The sequence below is a fragment of the Cryobacterium sp. TMT2-17-1 genome, from assembly GCF_004402765.1.
Taxonomy (GTDB): Bacteria; Actinomycetota; Actinomycetes; order Actinomycetales; family Microbacteriaceae; genus Cryobacterium; species Cryobacterium sandaracinum.
On the sequence record NZ_SOGC01000027.1, the window covers coordinates 48,059 to 67,240 of the forward strand.

15 protein-coding genes and 2 tRNA genes are annotated in these 19,182 nt (G+C 67.3%); 7 read left to right on the forward strand and 10 right to left on the reverse strand.

What is annotated here, in order from left to right; genetic code table 11:
* The first annotated feature begins 154 nt into the window (after positions 1–154).
* Positions 155–231: transfer RNA gene (locus E3O47_RS06365), tRNA-Met, on the forward strand.
* Between the two features lie 181 nt (positions 232–412).
* On the opposite strand, the gene E3O47_RS06370 is transcribed toward E3O47_RS06365, so the two are convergent.
* Both E3O47_RS06370 and E3O47_RS15935 read right to left on the reverse strand, forming a co-directional pair.
* Complete coding sequence (locus tag E3O47_RS06370; protein WP_134400673.1) at positions 413–1,882, reverse strand: galactose oxidase-like domain-containing protein; 1,470 nt, start codon at positions 1,880–1,882, stop codon at positions 413–415.
* A 74-nt stretch (positions 1,883–1,956) separates the two neighbouring features.
* Entirely contained in the window at positions 1,957–2,352 is a 396-nt protein-coding gene (locus E3O47_RS15935) for a discoidin domain-containing protein (protein ID WP_166785340.1), read from the reverse strand.
* A gap of 404 nt (positions 2,353–2,756) precedes the next feature.
* Between E3O47_RS15935 and E3O47_RS06380 the strand changes: the two genes are divergently transcribed.
* The 6 genes from E3O47_RS06380 to E3O47_RS06405 all read left to right on the forward strand — a co-directional run bounded on the left by E3O47_RS06380 (position 2,757) and on the right by E3O47_RS06405 (position 7,885).
* Positions 2,757–2,833, forward strand: a tRNA-Met gene (locus E3O47_RS06380).
* Positions 2,834–3,048: 215 nt separating this feature from the next.
* A complete protein-coding gene (locus E3O47_RS06385) occupies positions 3,049–4,011 on the forward strand; it encodes a sugar ABC transporter substrate-binding protein (protein WP_104100246.1) in 963 nt (320 codons plus the stop codon).
* Positions 4,008–5,048, forward strand: coding sequence for an ABC transporter permease (locus E3O47_RS16205; RefSeq protein ID WP_134419880.1), 1,041 nt, complete (start codon positions 4,008–4,010; stop codon positions 5,046–5,048). The genes E3O47_RS06385 and E3O47_RS16205 overlap by 4 nt, the downstream gene beginning before the upstream one ends.
* Positions 5,045–5,839 carry an ATP-binding cassette domain-containing protein gene (locus E3O47_RS06395; protein ID WP_104100244.1) on the forward strand — a complete coding sequence of 265 codons (795 nt, stop codon included), beginning with the start codon at positions 5,045–5,047 and terminating at the stop codon, positions 5,837–5,839. The genes E3O47_RS16205 and E3O47_RS06395 overlap by 4 nt, the downstream gene beginning before the upstream one ends.
* Positions 5,840–6,375: 536 nt before the next feature.
* Entirely contained in the window at positions 6,376–7,035 is a 660-nt protein-coding gene (locus tag E3O47_RS06400) for an HNH endonuclease signature motif containing protein (RefSeq protein WP_134400676.1), read from the forward strand.
* A 118-nt stretch (positions 7,036–7,153) separates the two neighbouring features.
* On the forward strand, positions 7,154–7,885 hold the full coding sequence (locus tag E3O47_RS06405; RefSeq protein WP_104100241.1) for a maleylpyruvate isomerase family mycothiol-dependent enzyme: 732 nt from the start codon (positions 7,154–7,156) through the stop codon (positions 7,883–7,885).
* 105 nt (positions 7,886–7,990) lie between these two features.
* On the opposite strand, the gene adhE is transcribed toward E3O47_RS06405, so the two are convergent.
* The 8 genes from adhE to E3O47_RS06445 all read right to left on the reverse strand — a co-directional run bounded on the left by adhE (position 7,991) and on the right by E3O47_RS06445 (position 19,129).
* On the reverse strand, positions 7,991–10,714 hold the full coding sequence (gene adhE, locus E3O47_RS06410; protein WP_104100240.1) for a bifunctional acetaldehyde-CoA/alcohol dehydrogenase: 2,724 nt from the start codon (positions 10,712–10,714) through the stop codon (positions 7,991–7,993).
* 264 nt (positions 10,715–10,978) lie between these two features.
* A complete protein-coding gene (locus E3O47_RS06415; protein ID WP_134419882.1) occupies positions 10,979–12,124 on the reverse strand; it encodes a cysteine desulfurase family protein in 1,146 nt (381 codons plus the stop codon).
* An 11-nt stretch (positions 12,125–12,135) separates the two neighbouring features.
* Positions 12,136–12,996 (reverse strand): carboxylating nicotinate-nucleotide diphosphorylase, encoded by an 861-nt coding sequence (nadC, locus tag E3O47_RS06420; protein ID WP_104100238.1) that lies wholly within the window; start codon positions 12,994–12,996, stop codon positions 12,136–12,138.
* Positions 12,990–14,630, reverse strand: coding sequence for an L-aspartate oxidase (nadB, locus tag E3O47_RS06425; RefSeq protein WP_134416088.1), 1,641 nt, complete (start codon positions 14,628–14,630; stop codon positions 12,990–12,992). Before nadB ends, nadC begins: the two co-directional genes overlap by 7 nt.
* Positions 14,631–14,632: 2 nt before the next feature.
* On the reverse strand, positions 14,633–15,943 hold the full coding sequence (nadA, locus tag E3O47_RS06430) for a quinolinate synthase NadA (RefSeq protein WP_104100236.1): 1,311 nt from the start codon (positions 15,941–15,943) through the stop codon (positions 14,633–14,635).
* A gap of 82 nt (positions 15,944–16,025) precedes the next feature.
* Positions 16,026–16,730: an NUDIX domain-containing protein gene (locus E3O47_RS06435; RefSeq protein ID WP_134419884.1), complete on the reverse strand. Its 705-nt coding sequence runs from the start codon at positions 16,728–16,730 to the stop codon at positions 16,026–16,028.
* 103 nt (positions 16,731–16,833) lie between these two features.
* Positions 16,834–17,589, reverse strand: a complete 756-nt coding sequence (locus E3O47_RS06440; protein WP_104100234.1) for a polyprenol monophosphomannose synthase — start codon at positions 17,587–17,589, stop codon at positions 16,834–16,836.
* 4 nt (positions 17,590–17,593) lie between these two features.
* Positions 17,594–19,129 (reverse strand): glycosyltransferase family 39 protein, encoded by a 1,536-nt coding sequence (locus tag E3O47_RS06445; RefSeq protein ID WP_104100233.1) that lies wholly within the window; start codon positions 19,127–19,129, stop codon positions 17,594–17,596.
* Positions 19,130–19,182: the final 53 nt, after the last annotated feature.

Genomic DNA, 19,182 nt, shown 5'->3' on the forward strand with positions numbered 1-19,182 from the left:
CCGCTTCATCCGCTGCGCGGGTGCTGCGCCGTTTAGCCGGGGGCACGCCTCCCGCGGAACGGCGCGGCATCCGCGTTCCGCGGGCCGGGACGGCCGGTTCCGCAGCCCGTGTGGTCGGACCGCGCCGGAGGCTGTGGTAAATTTATCGTTGTAGCGCGGGGTGGAGCAGTTCGGTAGCTCGCTGGGCTCATAACCCAGAGGTCGTAGGTTCAAATCCTGCCCCCGCAACCAAGGGCGTTTCAGGCAATGCCACGGTGATTTTCATCACATACACAGAAGGGCCGGTTCAGCAGAAAGGCTGCACCGGTCTTTCTGCTTTAACTCACAGGAGCCAGTGAATGTCCGGACTTTTCAGAGAAAGTGTCGGGGAGGCCATCGCCCTGACTCCACATTCATCACGGCCGTAGTCCGACTACCCGATCCGGATCGTCTGGGCGACGCTCGGCACCCCGTTAACGTCCATGGCGAACAGGAGATAATGCCCGGGGACCACGACTCCCGGATCGGACGGAATCGTCAGGGATGCGGTATTACCGGTTACGCCGGTGGGCGTGAGTGGGATGCGACGCTGGTCAGTGTTGATCGAGTGGGTGACCGTGCTCATGCGGATGAGGGGGAACGCTGGTGTGGGCCCGGACGTCGTTACCTGGATGGTGGAACCCCGCACCGCAGCGGTAGGCGCCGTGGTGATCGATGGACGAGGGCGGGCGGTGCCGTCGGCGTTGAACAGGTAGGGCGGGGTGAATATCTGCCCGTCCGGGTGATTGGTCGTGCAGGTGCCGCAGAGGCCGCCACCGCCGACGAAGACCCGGGCATCAGGCAGCAGTAGCCCCACGCTGTGATATGTGCGCGGCGCAGTCATCGGCGCGAGCGCGGTGAACTTGCCTGTCACCGGGTTCCAAACCTCAGGCTCCATGGCGGCCGTTGCGTCCGAGAACGGCTTCGCGTACGCCTGACCGCCCAAGGCCAGAACCTGTCCGTCGGGCAGCACGACGGAGTTCAAGAAAACCCGTCGCGCCGCCATGTCGCCGGTTCGCGTCACCTTGACACCATTGTTGATGTCGATTGCATAGGCCCGCGCGGTCGCGTCACTGTCCTGGTACGCGGGCGAGCCACCGAGGGTGAGTATCTTGCCGACGTCGTACATGACCGCATTGCCGTTCATCGCGTCGCCACTGTCGGCCCGGAGACCAAGATCCTGAACAGCGCTGGCTCTGCTGGTCGTGTACATGTTCATCCGACGGCTCGGGCCGGCATTGAACACCTTCCCGTCGGCCACCGCGAACAGCCACGCGTGGTTGTCGGATCGGAACACCCCTTGCGGGTCGTTCGTCAGGATCGGTGCGACAGGCACGTTGGCCAGCCCGCGCCACCCGGCGCAAGTCGACCAGATTTCACCGTTCTTACCGCCCTGGCCGCCCGCCCAGGAACCGCCGAGAAGGAACACCTGCCCATTGCAGAGCGTGACGTTCGACTGATAGGCGCGTGGGATGTTCATGGGTGTGGCGGCTGACCACATGTTGTTCGCCGGGTCGTAGATCGTCGACGAGGCGGCGTTGCTCGCCCCTCTGATCAGGATCCTGCCGTCCGGGAGGATCGACACTCCGGGGCAGAACATGTCGTGCCCCGTATTAGCGACAGTAAGCGGGGTGACCATGCCGGTGTTCAGAGCGAGGATGGCGCCGTTCCGGGACGTGCCGGACCTCGGGGTGTAGGTGAAGCCGGAGACCTCGTTGATCGCCCGCATGTCGAGAACAATGCTGTGCGGAAACGGGATCAACGTGGGGGAGTACTGGGAGTGCCAGATCGTGGTGAGGTTGCCGTCGAGCATGTTCGCGGCGCCGCCGCTTTCGCGGGTTGTCTCTTGGTCGCTCGCCGTCACTATCCAGCCGGTCCGGGTGAGCGCCGTCGGCGCTGGCGCGGGTGGGGGCGGCGGGGTGGTGCCTGTTTCTGCGATCAGATGGAGTTCGGCGGCGCTGGTCCAGGGCCGCCGTGACCTGCCTCCGTGATCGCGGTCAGCCGGATGAAACGGGTCGCCACAGGGGTGAATCCCGTCGTCTTCTCCAACGCGTTGTCGGCCCAGGTTCCTGTTGCGACGGCGGCACCCCAGTTCGTGCCATCCGGGCTGGCATGGATCTCGAAACGGCCGATTCGTCCATTCGAACTGCTTGTGCGCGGCAGGTACTTCAGGGCTGCGACGGTGTCGGTTTTGTGCATGTCGATGGTGATCGAATGGGGCAGCGGCACCGCGGTTCCGCTCCACTCACTGTGCCAGTGGGTCGAGGCGTTGCCGTCGAGCACGTTGGCGGCTGCGCCGTTCTCACCTGTGGTTTCCTGGTCACTCGCGGTCACGGTCCACCCTGTGCGCGGCAGCGGAGTGGACGAGAAGCCGGGCAGCAGTCGGGTTGCGGCGCATGCGGAATACTCGTTGGGTACTGGGGGAAGGTGCAGGCACTGTCGATAGAACCCCAGATCCACCGTCAATGGAAGGGTGTGGGGAGAGCAATTCGACGAACGTCGACATCCCCGGCACAGCGTCGCGCGCGGCCGCCCAGGACGTCCGGAATCAGTTTCCGGACTTGTCGCCGAAGCCGTCGGCATAAACGGCGGTGTCGGACAGGACTTCTGTGAGAACGGTCACGGGTGCATCTCTCTCTATCGAAAGCGGTTTCAGGAGTACCCGGAGCGTGGCCATCACCTCTGAGGTCTGACCATGCGTTTCACAACCCGAGGCTGTGGTAAGTTTGTATTTGCAACGCGGGGTGGAGCAGTTCGGTAGCTCGCTGGGCTCATAACCCAGAGGTCGTAGGTTCAAATCCTGCCCCCGCAACCATCAGCCCCCGGAACCACACGGTTCCGGGGGCTTTTTTGTGTCAGGCACACGTGGCTGTGCGCCGAACGAATCGTCACGAAGGAGTCACTCATGCCACTGGTTCGAATCGATCTGAATCGAGCGGGCCCCCAGTCCAGTAAGTTCGATATGCATCAGGTCACCGGCGAACCCTCGCTGTTTCAGGCCGCCGCACGACAGTCGGGAACAGTTCAGATATGAAGCTCAAGATCAGCCTGCTGGCCGTTTTCGGTGTCGCGTCGCTGGCGCTGACGGGGTGCACCGCCACGGGAACGGATGCTGACGGGGGAGCGGCAGGGGAGCCGGTCACCATCGCCGTGGTCACTCACGGCACCGCGGGCGATTCCTTCTGGGACGTCGTCAAGAGCGGCGCCGAGCAGGCAGGCACCGACCTCGGAGCCACGGTCACGTATCAGGGCGACGGCGACCCGGTCAAGCAGAGCCAGCTGATCGAAGCGGCCATCGCGGCCCAGCCCGACGGGCTCATCATCTCGATGGCGAACCCCGACGGCGTGAAGAGCGCCGTCGAGAAAGCCGTTGCCGCCGGCATCCCAGTGATCACCATCAACTCGGGCCTGGAGAAATCCGTTGAATTCGGCGCCCAGACCCACGTCGGCCAGAGCGAGTTCATCGCGGGCCAGGGAGCCGGCGAACAGCTGGCCGCCGCCGACGTGACCAACGTGATCTGCATCATCCACGAGGCCGGCAACTCGGGGCTCGAAGAACGCTGCACGGGTGCCGCCGACACGGTCGGCGCGGACGTCAGCAACGTGCAGGTCGACGTCGCCAACCTCGCGGATGCCCAGAACACCATCAAGAGCAAACTCCTGGCCGACCCGTCCATCGACGCCGTCCTCACCCTGCAGACCGGGGTCGCCGTGGCCGCGAGCCAGGCCATCGACGAGGCGAAAAGCCCAGCCACGCTGGCCACGTTCGACGTGTCCGCCGACGTGACCCGGCTCATCCAGGGCGGCAAGATACTGTTCGCGGTCGACCAGCAGCCGTACTCCCAGGGCTACTTGCCCGTGACCTTCCTCACCCTGCAGAAGCGCAACGGCGACGTCGTCGGCGGCGGGCTGCCGGTCTATTCAGGCCCGGGCTTCGTGACGAAGGACAACGCGGCCCAGGTCGCGAAGTTCGCGGAGAACGGCACGAGATGACCGTCGCTGTGGGCGCGGGGATCGATGAACGGCCGACGAGGGCGCATCCGCTGCCCACCCTGCTGCGCAGGCCTGAGGTCGGCGCACTCGTGGCGACCCTGGCGATCTTCCTCTTCTTCTCGCTCTCCACGCAGGCGTTCCTGACTCCCGCGGGCATCTCCACCTGGCTCTACTCGGCCTCCCTGTTCGGCATCATGGCCGTGGCCGTCGCCCTGCTCATGATCGGCGGGGAGTTCGACCTCTCGGCGGGCGCGATGACGGGCACCACGGGGCTCATCGTCGGCGTGGTCACCACTCAGTGGGAGCTGAACATCTGGTTCGCTCTCGTGCTGGCCCTCGCGGTGGCCCTCCTGATCGGCGTCGGCAACGCCTGGGTCGTCATGAAGACCGGCCTGCCGAGCTTCATCGTGACCCTCGCGGCCTTCTTCATCCTGCAGGGCTGCAACCTGGCGTTGACGAAACTCTTCACGGGCAGCGTCGCCATTCAGGGGATGGGGGCGGTGCCCGGGTTCGACCAGGTCAAGGTCTTCTTCGGCTCCTCGTTCCCGTTCCTGGGCATGGACGTCAAGATCTCGATCGTCTGGTGGATCGCGTTCACCGCGCTGGCCACCTGGGTGCTGCTGCGCACCCGGCCCGGCAACTGGATCTTCGCCGTCGGCGGCCAGGTCACGAGCTCCCGGCAGGTCGGCGTTCCCGTGTTCAAGGTCAAGCTCGGGCTGTTCATGACCACGGCCAGTGCCGGCTGGCTCGTCGGCATGCTTCAGCTCTTCGACGTGTCGACCGTGCAGGCCACGACCGGGGTCGGTCAGGAATTCATCTACATCATCTGTGCCGTCGTGGGCGGATGCCTGCTCACCGGCGGTTACGGATCGGCGATTGGCGCGGCCCTCGGAGCCCTGATCTACGGGATGACCCTGCAGGGCATCGTGTTCGCCCAGTGGGACAACAATTGGCTCAAGGCATTTCTCGGCGGGATGCTGCTGCTCGCCGTGCTGGTAAACCTGCTCGTTCGCCGCCAGTCCGGGGTGCGCGCATGACGCCGGCCCCGATCCGTCCGGAGCCGATTCTCGAGGTGCATGACATCGGGAAGTCCTACGGTTCGGTGCGGGCGTTGGCGGGCGTGTCGGCATCCGTCGGCGCCGGGGAAGTGCTCTGCGTGCTGGGCGACAACGGCGCGGGCAAGTCAACGTTCATCAAGATCCTCTCCGGTGCCCACCAGCACTCGGAGGGCAGCCTGCGCGTCTTCGGGGTGGAGCGCCGATTCGCGCATCCGCGGGAGGCGCTCTCCCTCGGCATCGCCACCGCCTACCAGGACCTGGCCGTGGTGCCGTTGATGCCGGTGTGGCGCAACTTCTTCCTCGGTTCCGAGCTCACCCGAGGCCGAGGCCCGCTGCGGCGCCTCGATGTCACCGGCATGCGGGCCACGACCAAAAACGAGCTCGCCCGGATGGGCATCAACCTACGCGACGTGGACCAGCCGATCGGAACGCTTTCCGGCGGGGAACGGCAATCCGTCGCCATCGCACGCGCCGTGCATTTCGGGGCGAAGGTCGTCATTCTCGACGAACCCACGTCGGCCCTGGGGGTCAAGCAGGCCGGGGTGGTGCTCTCGTACATCGCCCGGGCCAGGGACCGCGGGCTCGGCGTCGTCTTTATCACGCACAATCCGCACCACGCCTATCCGGTCGGCGACCGTTTCCTGCTGCTGCAGCGCGGCACCAGTATGGGTGATTTCGCCAAGAGTGAGATCACGATCGAAGAGATGACCGCGCTGATGGCGGGAGGGGCCGAACTTGAGGCGCTGGCCCACGAACTGGAGCGTGCGTAGGGCCTGAGATGGCCGCCCCGTCGCCGCGCGGGCGGTGGAAAGGCGCTGATTCATTCGTATACATCTACTAAACTAGTTTGCGTTATTGGTGAGCCACTCTGAATTTCAGGTTCTAGTCAGGGTAAAATTATCCCGTGACCAACCTCCTGGAACAGCCCGAAGCGGATGCCGCGCACGGCCTGTCCGCGGCGGCTCGGGCGGTCGCGGGGCTGCCGCACCGCCGAAGAACTACTCGAGCGTCTGACGCTCGTCTCCGGGCCGACCGCGGGGCGACGGACGCGGTTGGGCACGCAGCTGCGCACCGGCCGCTCCCCGGGGTGGCGAACCGCTGCCGCCCACCTTCCCCGCCACGGCCATCGGCCTGGCCGCCGGGGCGATCGGCGTCGACACGGCCGACGCGATCCTCACCGCGTTGACGCCGACGCTGCGGTACACCGACCTGGACTCGGTGCAGGCAGCCGAGAGCGAGCTGGTCGCCTCGGCCACCGGCACCATTTCTGAGACCCCGGTGCCGGCGTCGGTGCCGGCGTCGGCGGATGAGATCCGGTTGCAGGGTGCGGTCTGGAGGGCCGTGCTCGCGCCCGACGGGTCCCGACCAGCGGCGCCACGACGTGCTCGCCGTGATCCTCGAGGTCGTCTCCCGGGCCGGGGAGGCCCCGACCATCGGCGGCGCCCCGGCCATGGTTCTGGTCAGTGTGCGGGAACAGGACCTGAACGCGGACTTCGGTCAGGGCCGCGGCGTCGGCTGGATCGACGGCGTCGAAACCCCGATCTCGATCAGCGCCGTCACGGACCTGATCAGCAACGGCGGTCAGCAGAAAGTCGTCATCACCGACGAGGGACGCATCATCGCCCTCGGCTCACCCGAACGCTGCTTCACCGCCGCGCAACGCCGGGCGATTCAGCTCCGCGACGGCACCTGCGTCATCCCGGGCTGCAAAATCCCGGCCGGGATGACCGAGATCCACCACGTGATCCCGCACTCCGAGGGCGGACCGACGCACACCGACAACGGCGTCTGTTTGTGCTGGTGGCATCACCGCTACCTCGCCGCCTCCGGCTGGGCAATCCGGATGGTCCCCGGCGCCGTGCAGATCATGGCACCACCCTGGCTGGAGACCGGGGCCCTCAAATGGCGGAATGAGACCAAGTCCCGCCCCCGGATGACGGACGCGGTCGAACGGGGAAACGGATAGGGGGTCCCTGGTCACGGTCTCGGTCTCGACAGGCTCGACCATCGTCGAGGGAACGTTGGGGAGGGTGGGTCGCCGGGTAGCGTGGGGACCATACGCGTTGACTCGAGAAAGGGGCCCCATGAGCGCACCCCACGATCCGTTTGAGCTTTCTGCACGCCGGTTGACGCTGGACCTCGCCCGGCGGGGCACGGAATTCTTCGGTCGCGAACTGCAGGGGCTCACAGACGATGAACTCGACGGGGACTCCCTGCTGCCGGGCTGGACCCGGCGCCAGGTCGTCGCGCACGTCGCGTCCAACACCCGTGCGATCGGACGGCTGGCACAGTGGGCCGACACCGGAGCCGAGACGGTGATGTTTGCCTCGATGGAGGCGCGGAATGCGGAGATCGTCGCGGGCAGCATCCTCAGTTCCGATGCGGTCCGTGAATCCTGGGCGGACTCGGCCGCCGACCTGGACCGACGCTGGCTGGCGCTGGCGGACGACCGCTGGGTCGTTCCGGTCAGGAACGGGCAGGGTGCCATGGTGCCGCTGCGGGACACGATCTGGATGCGCACCCGCGAACTCTGGATCCACGCCGTCGACCTCAACCACGGTGCCGGCTTCCGGGACCTGCCGGAGGAGGCATTCGACCGGCTTCTCGGCGAGATCGTCGGTGCCTGGGCCTCCCGGGGGGACGCGGGCCGCCGGCTCACCGCGACGGATTCGACGCACACAGGCTACGGCGATCCGGATGCCGCCGACCAGGTCACGGGGTCGCTCGCCGACCTGGCCGCCTGGGCCGCCGGCCGTGCCCGATCGGGCGTTACTTCCGATGCGGGGGAGACCCCCGTGGCAGCGCGCTGGCTCTGAACCGACTGTGACCAGGCTCGCTCCTGCCACAGGGTGGGCCGTACACGAGAACGGCCCCGCACCAACAGGTGCGGGGCCGTTCCCCAGTCAATCAGGCGGTGACGGCTACTTGCCTGCCTTGCGGGCCGACTTCTTTTCTTCGGCCGGTGCCACTGCTTCGACGGCCGCGCGAGCGGCGCGGACCTCGTTGAAAGAGGTGCCGTAGTACGCGGCCTCCATGATGGTGTGCATGTCGTCGAGCATCGGCATGCGCGGGTTGGCCGGTGCGCACTGGTCACCGTAAGCACCCATGGCCAGGCTGTCGAGGCGGCTGATGAAGTCCTCTTCCGGCACACCCTGCGCCTGGAAGGACGGCTTGATGCCGGCCAGGTCGCGCAGCTTCTCCACGGCCAGGGCGTAGGACTCGACGCCCTCCGCCGGGGTCGACGCCGGGAGGCCGAGGTGCTTCGCGATCTGCTGGAAGCGCTCCGGGGCGATGTAGCTCTCGTACTTGGGCCAGCTGGTGAGCTTGGTGGGGATGAGGCCGTTGTAACGGATCACGTGCGGCAGGTAGGTCGCGTTGACCCGGCCGTGGATCAGGTGGAGCTGCGCGCCGGTGACGTGAGCCATCGCGTGACAAATACCCAGGAACGCGTTGCCGAACGCCATCCCGGCGATCGACGAGGCGTTGTGCATCTTCTCGCGGGCCTTGATGACCTCACCGTCGGTGCTGGCGGTGGTGCCGTTGACGCTGGTCACGATGTTCTCGAAGATCAGCTTGATCGCGTGCAGGCAGAGGCCGTCGGTGAAGTCGTTCGCGTAGACGGACACGTAGGCCTCGGTGGCGTGTGTGAGAGCGTCGAAACCCGAGTCAGCAACCAGGAACGACGGCATCATGGCCGTGAGCACGGGGTCGATGATCGCGACGGTCGGCAGGAGGGCGTAGTCCGCGAGCGGGTACTTGACTCCGGTGACTTCGTCGGTGATCACGGCGAACGGGGTCATTTCCGAACCGGTGCCCGAAGTGGTGGGGATGCAGACGAGCTTGGCCAGTTCGCCGAGGTCGGGGAACTTGAACGCGCGCTTGCGCACGTCGAAGAACTTTTCCTTCATGTCGGAGAATTCGATTTCGGGGTGTTCGTACAGCAGCCACATGACCTTCGCGGCGTCCATCGGCGAGCCGCCGCCGAGGGCGATGATGGTGTCAGGCTTGAAGGCCCGCATTTCGGCGGCACCCTTTTCGACCGCTGAGACGGTCGGTTCGGGCAGCACGTTGTCGATGATCTGCAGTGCGACGCGGCCCTCGCGCCGGTTCAGGATGTCGAGGATCTTGTCGACGAAACCGAGGCGGGTCATGGTCGAGTCGGTCACGATCGTGACACGTTCGACGTTGCGCATGTCCGCCAGGTAACGGATGGCGTTCGGCTCGAAGTACGTCTTGGCGGGGACCTTGAACCACTGCAAGTTGTTGTTCCTTCTGCCGATGCGCTTGACGTTGATGAGGTTGATCGCGGAGACGTTGTTCGAGACGGAGTTGTGTCCGTACGAGCCACAGCCGAGTGTCAATGACGGGATGAACGCGTTGTAGATGTCACCGATACCACCGAGCGAGCTGGGAGCGTTGGTGATGATCCGGACCGCCTTGACGCGGGTTCCGAACTCTTCGATGATGGCCGGGTTTTCGCTGTGGATGGAGCCCGAGTGGCCGAGGCCGTCGAATTCAACCATCTGCTCGGAGAGCGAAATGCCCTCTTCAGCGTCCTTGGCATGCAGCACGGCGAGAACGGGTGCCAGCTTTTCGCGGGTCATCGGCTCGTTCGGTCCCACTCCGGCGACCTCGACCAGGATGATCGATGTGTCGGCCGGGATGGTGAATCCGGCCTGCTGGGCGATCCAGACCGGCGACTTGCCGACGACGGCGGCGTTGAGCTTGGCCTCGCCACAGTTGGTCGAGTTGGCCTGGACTCCGAAGATGTAGTCCTCGAGGAGAAGCTTCTCGGCCGGGGTGACCAGGTAGGTGTGCAGGATCTTGAACTCGGCCATGGCTTCTGCGTAGAGCGGCTCTTCGATGATGACGGCCTGCTCCGACGCGCAGATCATGCCGTAGTCGAAAGACTTGGAGAGCACGACGTCGTTGATGGCACGCTTGAGCTTGGCGCTTTTCTCGATGAAGGCGGGAACGTTGCCCGCTCCGACGCCGAGGGCGGGCTTGCCGCAGGAGTACGCGGCCCGGACCATGGCGTTGCCACCGGTGGCGAGGATGGTTGCGACGCCCGGGTGGTTCATCAGCAGGCTGGTGGCCTCGAGGGACGGCGTTTCAACCCACTGGATGCAGTTTGCCGGTGCACCGGCGAGGATGGCGGCGTCGCGCACGACGCGCGCTGCGGCCACAGAGGACTGCTGGGCGCCCGGGTGGAAACCGAAAACAATCGGGTTGCGGGTCTTCAGTGCGATGAGCGACTTGAAGATCGCGGTCGAGGTGGGGTTCGTAACGGGGGTCACACCGCAAATCACGCCGACCGGCTCAGCGATCTCAGTAATGCCGGTAATGTCGTCTCGGCTGATAACGCCGACGGTCTTAAGGTTTTGCATCGAGTTCGTAACGTGTTCGCATGCGAAAAGATTTTTAACGGCCTTATCTTCGAATACGCCACGGCCGGTTTCGGCTACGGCGTGAACGGCAAGCTCGGCGTGTTTGCTGAGAGCAGCCACCGAGGCTTTCTTAACGATGTGGTCGATTTGTTCCTGCGTGAAGTTCGCGTAATCCAGAAGCGCGACCTGAGCGGCTTTAACCAGAGAGTCAATTTGAGTGGCAAGTGACTCGGTGACTGGTTTGTCGATTATTGTCATTGTGTCCCTTTTTGGCGGCCCACCTTGGGCTTATCGCCTCTTACTTATAACCTTAGGGCGCTGGCCAGACGGCCGCACGTCGAGGGACGTGCAGTCAGCGGTCCAGGGTCGGTCACCGTCAGCAGATTAGCTGATCGGGGGCATCTTCGCCGCGAGGAACGAAACCTTCGGAAATTGTCTGACAACTCGCAGTAAGTTCGGTTTCAGGCGCGCGCGTGCACGCGCGCGTCACGCGCGCGAAGCCGGGCCTGAAGCGCCGGCAGGTCAGCCTCGGCCGAGACTGCGGACGGTGCCCACGGCGGCCTGAACGGATGCGGCCGCTTCAGACGCATCCGCTGCTGTGGTCGTCGATGCCAGCGTGAACCGCACGGCGGTCTGGGCGACCTCAGCCGGGATGCCCAGAGCGGTCAGCACGTGGGACGGTTCGTCACTGTCGGCCGCGCAGGCCGACCCGCTCGAGCAGACGATGCCGCGCTGTTCCAGCTCGAGCAACACCGCCTCGCCGCTCGTGCCCGGGAAGACGAACGAGGCGGTGCCCGGCAGACGCTCCGTCGGGTGGCCGGTGAGCCGGGCCGACGGTGTGCCGCTCAGAACCGTGGTGATGAAGGCATCCCGCAGCGCGGTGATGCGGGGCGCTGCCTCCGTGCGTTCCGCCTCGGCGAGGCGCAGTGCGGTCGCCAGCGCCAGCGCCCCGGGCACGTTCTCCGTTCCGCTGCGGCGCCCGCGCTCCTGACCGCCGCCGTGCAGCACCGGTTCGACCGCGATGCGGCGGCGCAGGAAAAGCACCCCGATGCCGGGAGGTGCGCCGAGTTTGTGGCCCGACAGGCTCAGGGCATCGACGCCGAGAGCCCCCACGTCGACCGAAAGCCAGCCGGCCGCCTGCACGGCGTCGGTGTGGAGCGGCACGCGGGCGCCCTGGGCGATGGCTGACAGTTCCGCGAGCCGCTGAACGGTGCCGACCTCGTTGTTGGCGTATTGCACCGAGACGAGGGTGGTATCCGGGCGGATCACGGCGCGGAGCTGTTCCGGATCCACCCGGCCGGAGGCATCCGGGTCCAGGAGCGTCACCTCGAAGCCGTGCAGGCGGCGCAGATAGTCGCAGGATTCGAGTACCGCCTCGTGCTCGATCGGCGTCGTGATGAGGTGACGGCCGCGTGGAGCGCCCAGGGCGATGCCCTTGATCGCGAGGTTGTTGGACTCGGTGCCGCCGGTCGTGAACACAACGTCGGCCGACCGACACCCGAGCACGCCCGCGACCATGGCCCGCGCCTCGGCCAGCGCGGCGGCCGCGGCCTCACCCACTCGGTGGTGGCTCGACGGGTTGCCGAACCGGCCCGCGAGCTGCTGCCAGAGCACCTCGAGAACTTCCCGTCGCACCGGGGTGGTCGCGGCGTTGTCGAGATAGATCATGGCCGGACCGGTCAGCCCTCGGTGAGGATGACGACGTCGAGGCCGAGGTCGAGGGAGCGCACGCTGTGCGTGATAGCCCCGACCGAGATGATGTCGACGCCGGTCTCGGCGATGCCGCGCACGGTCAGCAGAGAGACGCCGCCGCTGGCCTCCACGCGTGCTCGGCCGCCCGTGAGGCGTACGCCCTCGCGCAGGTCGTCGGGGCTGAAGTTGTCGAGCATGATCGTGTCGACGCCGGCGGCAAGCACAAGCTCGATTTGGTCGATCCGGTCCACCTCCACCTCGAGGTGCGTGGTGTGGGAGATGCGGTCGCGCACCTGCCGGAGCGCCTCGGTGAGGTTCAGGCCGCCCGCGGTTAGCACGGCCAGGTGGTTATCCTTGGCCATGATCGCGTCGGAGAGGCTGAAGCGGTGGTTGTGGCCGCCGCCGTCGCGCACCGCGGCACGTTCCAGCACACGCAGGCCCGGGGTGGTCTTGCGGGTGTCGACGATGCGGGCGCGGGTGCCGGCCGTCTCGGCCACGTAGAGCGCTGTCAGTGTGGCGATCCCGCTCATGCGCTGCACGAAGTTCAAGCCGATGCGCTCCGCCTGCAGAATGCCGCGGGCGGACCCCGACACTTCCGCCAGGGTGTCACCGGCGTCGAAGACGGTGCCGTCGGCCACGAGCATCCGAACGACGATGCGCGCGTCGGTCAGTCGGAAGGCCGCCGCGAACACGGCACCACCGCTGAAGACGCCGGATTCCCGGGCGACCAGCTGCGCGGTCGCGGCGGCGTCGGCGGGGATCAGCACCTGTGAGGTGAGGTCACCCCAGGGGGCGTCCTCCTCGAGCGCGGCGCGCACGACGGTGTCGATGGCGTTCATGGTCAGCATGCAATGGCCTCCTCGGCCTCAGTGGGGTGGTCCAGATTCAGGGTGCTCCGCATGCCGTCGGCTGTGTCCGGGGCTGTGCCGCGGGTCCAGGCGACGGTGCGGGCGAACTCGGGCCGGCCGTCGGGGTAGTCGGAGCGGTGATGTGCGCCGCGCGATTCCTCCCGGGCCAGGGCGGAAGCCACGGTGACCCGCGCCAGGTCGAGCAGGTTGGTGTCTTCATATGCCCGAACCCGCATATTAGGTGCAGTGGTTTCGTCCGGGCCCGTCGGGCGGGTGGCCCAGTCGGCCAGGGTGACGGATGCCTCGGCGAGTTTCTCCCCACTCCGCAGCACTCCCGCGCACTCCCACATCAGCTGCTGTACCGCGTCACGGTCGACGCCGGCAGGCAACCCCCCGGTGGTCGAGCCGGTCACGACCGAGACCCCCGCCGACACCCGAACCGGCAGGCGCAGCGCGCGCACGGACCGGTCGGCGAACACGGCCGCCTCGAGCAGAGAGTTGGAGGCCAACCGGTTGGCGCCGTGGGCGCCGGTGCGGGCCACTTCCCCCACGGCGAACAGGCCGGGCAGGCTGGTGCGGCCCCAGATATCCGTGAGCACCCCGCCCATCCAGTAGTGCGCCGCCGGGGCGACCGGGATCGATTCGACGGCCCAGTCCAGGTCGGCAGCACGGCAGGCCGCGGTGATGGTCGGGAAGCGTCGCTCGAGAAGTTCGCGGCCGAGACCGGTGGCGTCCAGTCGCACCGGTTCGCCGCCCTGGCTGGTCATTTCTCGGGCGATGCCTCTGGCCACGATGTCGCGCGGGGCGAGTTCCGCATCGGGGTGCAGGTCGAGCATGAAGCGGTGGCCCGACGCATTTCGCAGCACGGCGCCTTCCCCGCGCACCGCCTCGGAGACCAGCGGGGTACCGGGAACGGCGAGTGCGGTCGGGTGGAACTGGTAGAACTCGAGGTCGGCGACGGATGCCCCCGCGCGCCACGCAGCGGCCACGCCGTCGCCCGTCGCCAGAGCCGGGTTCGTGGTGTGCGGGAAGAGCTCGCCGGCACCGCCGGTCGCCAGGATCACCGTGTCGGCCAGGATCGTGCGGAGTGCTTCGTCGGGCCCGAGGAGGACAGCCCCGGTCACGCGACCGTCCTGCACGGTCAGATCAACCAGCATTGTGTGTTCCTGCACGCGCAGGCGGGCGCCCACGCCCCGCAGCGAGCGGGCGGCCCGTTCACGCACCGTCGCCACGAGGGCAGCCTCGATGGCTGCGCCCGTGGCGTCCCCGCCGGCGTGCAGCACCCGCGAGCGGGAGTGGGCAGCCTCCAGTCCGCGGGTCACCCCGGACTCGTCGCGGTCGAAGTCCACACCGAACCGGATCAGGTCCCGCACCCGAGCCGGTCCCTCGGAACAGAGCACGTGCACTGCGACCGGGTCGCAGAGTCCGGCCCCGGCTCGCAGGGTGTCCTGTACGTGTGACTCGACCGAGTCGTCGGGGAACATGGCCGCGGCGATCCCGCCCTGGGCCCAGCGGGTGTTGCTGTCGGGCAGGGCCGCTTTCGTGACGAGGGTGACCTGGTGGCCGGCATCCGTCGCACGCACCGCGGCGATGAGTCCGGCCAGCCCACTGCCGACGACGAGCACGCGGGTCACGGTCAGGCCTCGATGGAGACGGGCGGCTTGGCGGAAAGCATCCGTTCGAGGGCGACGCGGGCGTTGCCGGCAACCTCGCCCGATACCTGGATGCGATTGAGCACCTCGGGCGCGCGGTCCGCGGTGCCGACCAGCGCTTCGAGCACCCAGGCCAGGTAGCCCGAGTGGATGCGGTACATGGTGGAGCAGGGGCAGACCACCGGGTCGAGGCAGAAGATGGTGTGCTCGGGGTGCTGTGCGGCGAGCCGCTGCACCAGGTTGATCTCGGTGCCGATGGCGAACGTGGACCCGGCCGGGGCTGCCTCGATGGCCTTCTTGATGAAGTCGGTCGAGCCGTAGGAATCGGCGGCGTCGACGACGCCCATCGGGCACTCCGGGTGCACGACCACGCGCACGTCCGGGTGCGACTGGCGGGCCGCGGTGATCTGGTCCACCGTGAAGCGCTTATGCACGCTGCAGAACCCGTGCCAGAGCACGACCTGGGCGGCCTCGAGCTCCTCGGCCGTGTTGCCGCCGAGGGCCTTGCGCGGGTTCCACATCGGCATCCGCTCGAGGGGCACCCCCATCGCCTTGGCGGTGTTGCGGCCGAGGTGCTGGTCGGGGAAGAAGAGAACGCGGCTGCCGCGGGCGAAGGCCCACTCGAGCACGGTCTCGGCGTTGGAGGAGGTGCAGACGATGCCGCCGTGCTCGCCGCAGAACGCCTTCAGCGCGGCCGAGGAATTCATGTAGGTGACCGGGATCACGGGCACGCGGCCGTCGACGCCCTGCTCGCTGCCGTAGAGGTCCTCCAGCTGTTCCCAGCAATCGGTGACGGAGTCGATATCGGCCATATCGGCCATCGAGCAGCCGGCGGCGAGGTTGGGTAGTATGACCGCCTGCTCCGGCGTGGAAAGCAAGTCGGCGGTTTCGGCCATGAAGTGCACTCCGCAGAAGACGATCGCCTCGGCATCCGGACGGCTCTTCGTGGCCTGCGCCAGCTGGAAGGAGTCGCCCACGAAGTCCGCGTGCGCCAACACCTCCTCGCGCTGGTAAAAGTGCCCGAGGACCACGACCCGGTCGCCGAGCGTGGCCTTGGCAGTACGGATGCGGTCGCCGAGTTCCTCCGTCGACGCGCGACGGTAGACCTCGGGCAGCTCACCCTGCCGCGGTGACCCGGTGGGGATGACATCGCCCATCGACGACCCCGGGCCATAGCCCGGCGTGCCGGAATCAAACTCCCACGGAGCGGTGAGCAGGTCGGGGCTGCACGTGCTGCCGGTGGCAGCTCCCGTGCTGATGAGTCGAATGGTCTGGTCGACCGATGCGATGGTCATGCGGTTACTCCTTGATATTCATACAAAGCGACAGTCGGACAAGCGGTGGCCAGCAGGAGGGTGCTGGGAGGAAGAGTCAGGCTCAGCCGATGGCCGGCTCGAGCGCACCCGGAGTGGTGGCATGAACGGAATCGTTGTAGCGGTAGAGGCGGGGCGGCCGATGCGGTACGCCGGCTACGCGCTGGCCGGTGTCGACCACGGTGCCTGACCCCTCGATCGTGCGGCGGAAGTTGGCCGGGTCGAGGGCCTTCTGCAGCACGGCCTCATGCACCTCGCGCAGCTGCGCGAGCGTGAAGGTCTCGCCGAGGAACGCGTGCGCGATGCGGGAGTACTCCACCTTGGTGCGCAGGCGCCAGAGGGCGTATTCCACGATGAGGTTGTGGTCGAAGGCGAGCGGCGACAGGTGGTCGGCCGGAAACCACCGCACGTTCTCGTCCTCGACGGCCAGCGCCGCCTCACCGGACTCGACGAGCGCCCAGTAGACGACCGAGACGACCCGGCCGCCGGGGGAACGCCCCGGATCCCCGAAGGTGTAGAGCTGCTCGAGGTACTTGGGGGTCAGGCCCGTGGTCTCGCGCAGGGCGCGCGCGGCCGCGCCGGCCAGGCGCTCATCGGCCCGCAGGCCGCCGCCGGGCAACGCCCACTGACCGAGGTAGGGTTCCCGGGTGCGGCGTACAAGCGGCAGCCACAGGGTCGAGTGGCCGGATTCCGGATCCGGCCGCAGGGCGAAAATGACTGTCGACACGGCGAGGGCCGCCTCAAGCTGGGTGTTTATTCGCGCATCCACTGTTATTCACCAAGTAAAGGTCATTGTGACTCTAACTGAATGGATTCATCTTATAGTCACTCTGACCAGAAGTCACGCCCTATGGGGCGGCCTGCGGGTCCGGTCAGCGGGCACGCGGCAGGGATGTCGGTGCAGACGCGGCAACGCGGCGAGCGTTCCTGCCGGTGAGACCCCAGATCGTGACACGGGCCATCGCCTCGGCCACGATCGCGGCACTCATCTTCGAGGAACCGACGGTGCGCTCCACGAACGTGATCGGCTTCTCGACAACGCTGAGCCCGGCCCGAACCGCATGCAGCAGCATGTCGATCTGGAAGCAGTAGCCCAGGCTCTCGACGCCGGAGAGGTCCATTCGCCGGAGGGCATGCGCCGTGAAGACGCGGTAACCGCCGGTGACGTCTCGCTGGGGCAGCCGGAGCAGCACGCGCGAGTAGACCGATCCGCCCCGCGACAGCAGACGCCGGTGCCACGGCCAGTTCCGCACCATTCCGCCCGGGACCCAGCGGGAGCCCAACACCACATCCGCCGTCTCCGCGGCCTCGAGCAGGGTCGGCAGTTGCTCTGGCAGGTGCGATCCGTCAGCGTCGAGCTGCACCAGTCGGTCGAAGCCGCGGGAGAGCCCCCAGGCGAAGGCCTCGAGATAGGCGGCTCCGAGGCCGCTCTTCCGGGAGCGGTGCAGGGCGTGCACCTGGGAATCGGTGGCGGCCAGCGCGTCAGCCAACTGCCCCGTGCCGTCCGGGGAGGAATCATCGACGACCAGAACGTCGGCCGCCGGCACGCTCGCGCGCACCCGGGACACGATCGACGCGACGTTGCCCTGCTCGTTGTAGGTCGGGATGATGATCAGAGTCCGAGCCATGGGGCTACCTTGTCATTTCGATGATCTGCGTGCGGTTCAGCATGGTCGACTCGGCGACCGTGAACCCGAGTTGTTGCAGGATGCGGATGTTGTCCCCCCGCCTATTCTCACCGCTGGCCTGGTTCAGCAGCACCCAGACCCGGTTCGTGCCGGAAAGTCGGTCGGTCACCTGCTCCAGCGGCACAGCCACGTCCCACAAGTCGTTGGTGGCGTCGAACGGTACCGCGAGGGTGACGTCCCGCAGGCCCTCGAACGCGGCCGGGTAGAGCCGCAGGGCGAGACGGGGCTTGCGGGAGGGCCGCACGCTCTCGTCGAAAACGACCGCGTCTCCGGGCTGCGCGCCGGCCCGCACGACCTCGGACGCCTGGCGCAGGTCACTGCCGTAGTTCTTGCCGAACTCGCCGCGCTGGTCGAGATAGGTGGGCAGCATGAGAGCCGTGATCAGGCCCAGCGCGGCGGCCTGCGGCCAGAGCGGCCGGAGGCAGGCGATCCCCATGGCGATCGCGATCGCCGCCGCCGGCGTACCCACCGACAGGTACCGCAGCGAGTACATCGGCGTGACGAGGTGCGTGCCGATCAGGAGCGCTGCGCTCGGCACGATCAGCCAAGCCAGCATGACCGCCAGGGCCGCCCTGTTTGCTGTTGGTGCGGCCCGCCGCCCGCGCACGGCGAAGACCATCACCACCGCCAGCAGGATCAGACCCCACGCCAGAACGGCCAGCGGTACGTTGCCGAACCACTGGTGCACTGCGGCGGTGAGCACGGCGATCGGCGGGCGCCGCCCGATGAAGGCGATCTGATCGCGCTGCTGAAGGCTGGCCGCCATCACGGGGGCAGCCAGGGCGAGCCCGGAGGCCGTGGCCAGGGTCCAGGCGCGAATGCCCGCCCACCTGTCGCCCTCCGGCGGTATCAGCAGCACGGCGAGGCCGAGCACCGGGATCAGCAGCAGCACGAAGAGGAAGAAGTAGATTCCCAGGGCCAGGAGCGCGGTGTAAGCCGCCCAGAGCGCGAAGCGGGTGGCGCGATCCTGATAGCGGCTCCGCAGCAGGTGCACCAGCAGAACGGTCAGCCACACCACAACGGCCGTGGCGACGGCGGCCGAACGGGCTTCGGCGCCCATGTAGGTGACCCGGGGGAGCAGCGCGAAGACGATGGCCGCGAGCACGCCGACCCGGTGGGAGATCAGGGTGCGTGCCAGCACGAAGGTGCCGGCCGTCGCGAAGCCGACGAAGAGGGCGCTCAGCCCGCGAGTCGCCAGCTCCGAAGAGCCGAAGAGGCCGATCCAGACGTGCAGCAGCAGATAATAGGCGCCGTGCACCGCGTCGACGTTGTCCAGAAGTCGGAAGAGCCCCGGCAGGGAACGTTCCGCCGACATCACGCTGGCCGCCTCGTCGCCCCAATACGAGGGCCGCCACGATCCTGCCGCCGAGACGAGGAGGCCGAGCAGCCCGAGGATCGCTGCCAGTCCTTCGGTTCGGCGCAGGGGCAGGGTCAGCGCCTCGGGGCGAACCAGGCGGGAGACCAGCGGAGGGGGAGACACGCATATACGTTAGGCCACCCCGCTGAACCCTGGAACCCAGGACCGGTACGGAC

Bases quoted from the DNA above. Each gene is read 5' to 3' on its own strand.
- E3O47_RS06385 (WP_104100246.1), top strand. From the start codon at position 3,049: ATGAAGCTCAAGATCAGCCTGCTGGCCGTTTTCGGTGTCGCGTCGCTG.
- E3O47_RS16205 (WP_134419880.1), top strand. From the start codon at position 4,008: ATGACCGTCGCTGTGGGCGCGGGGATCGATGAACGGCCGACGAGGGCG.
- E3O47_RS06395 (WP_104100244.1), top strand. From the start codon at position 5,045: ATGACGCCGGCCCCGATCCGTCCGGAGCCGATTCTCGAGGTGCATGAC.
- E3O47_RS06400 (WP_134400676.1), top strand. From the start codon at position 6,376: ATGAGATCCGGTTGCAGGGTGCGGTCTGGAGGGCCGTGCTCGCGCCCG.
- E3O47_RS06405 (WP_104100241.1), top strand. From the start codon at position 7,154: ATGAGCGCACCCCACGATCCGTTTGAGCTTTCTGCACGCCGGTTGACG.
- adhE (WP_104100240.1), bottom strand. From the start codon at position 10,714: ATGACAATAATCGACAAACCAGTCACCGAGTCACTTGCCACTCAAATT.
- E3O47_RS06415 (WP_134419882.1), bottom strand. From the start codon at position 12,124: ATGATCTATCTCGACAACGCCGCGACCACCCCGGTGCGACGGGAAGTT.
- nadC (WP_104100238.1), bottom strand. From the start codon at position 12,996: ATGCTGACCATGAACGCCATCGACACCGTCGTGCGCGCCGCGCTCGAG.
- nadA (WP_104100236.1), bottom strand. From the start codon at position 15,943: ATGACCATCGCATCGGTCGACCAGACCATTCGACTCATCAGCACGGGA.
- E3O47_RS06440 (WP_104100234.1), bottom strand. From the start codon at position 17,589: ATGGCTCGGACTCTGATCATCATCCCGACCTACAACGAGCAGGGCAAC.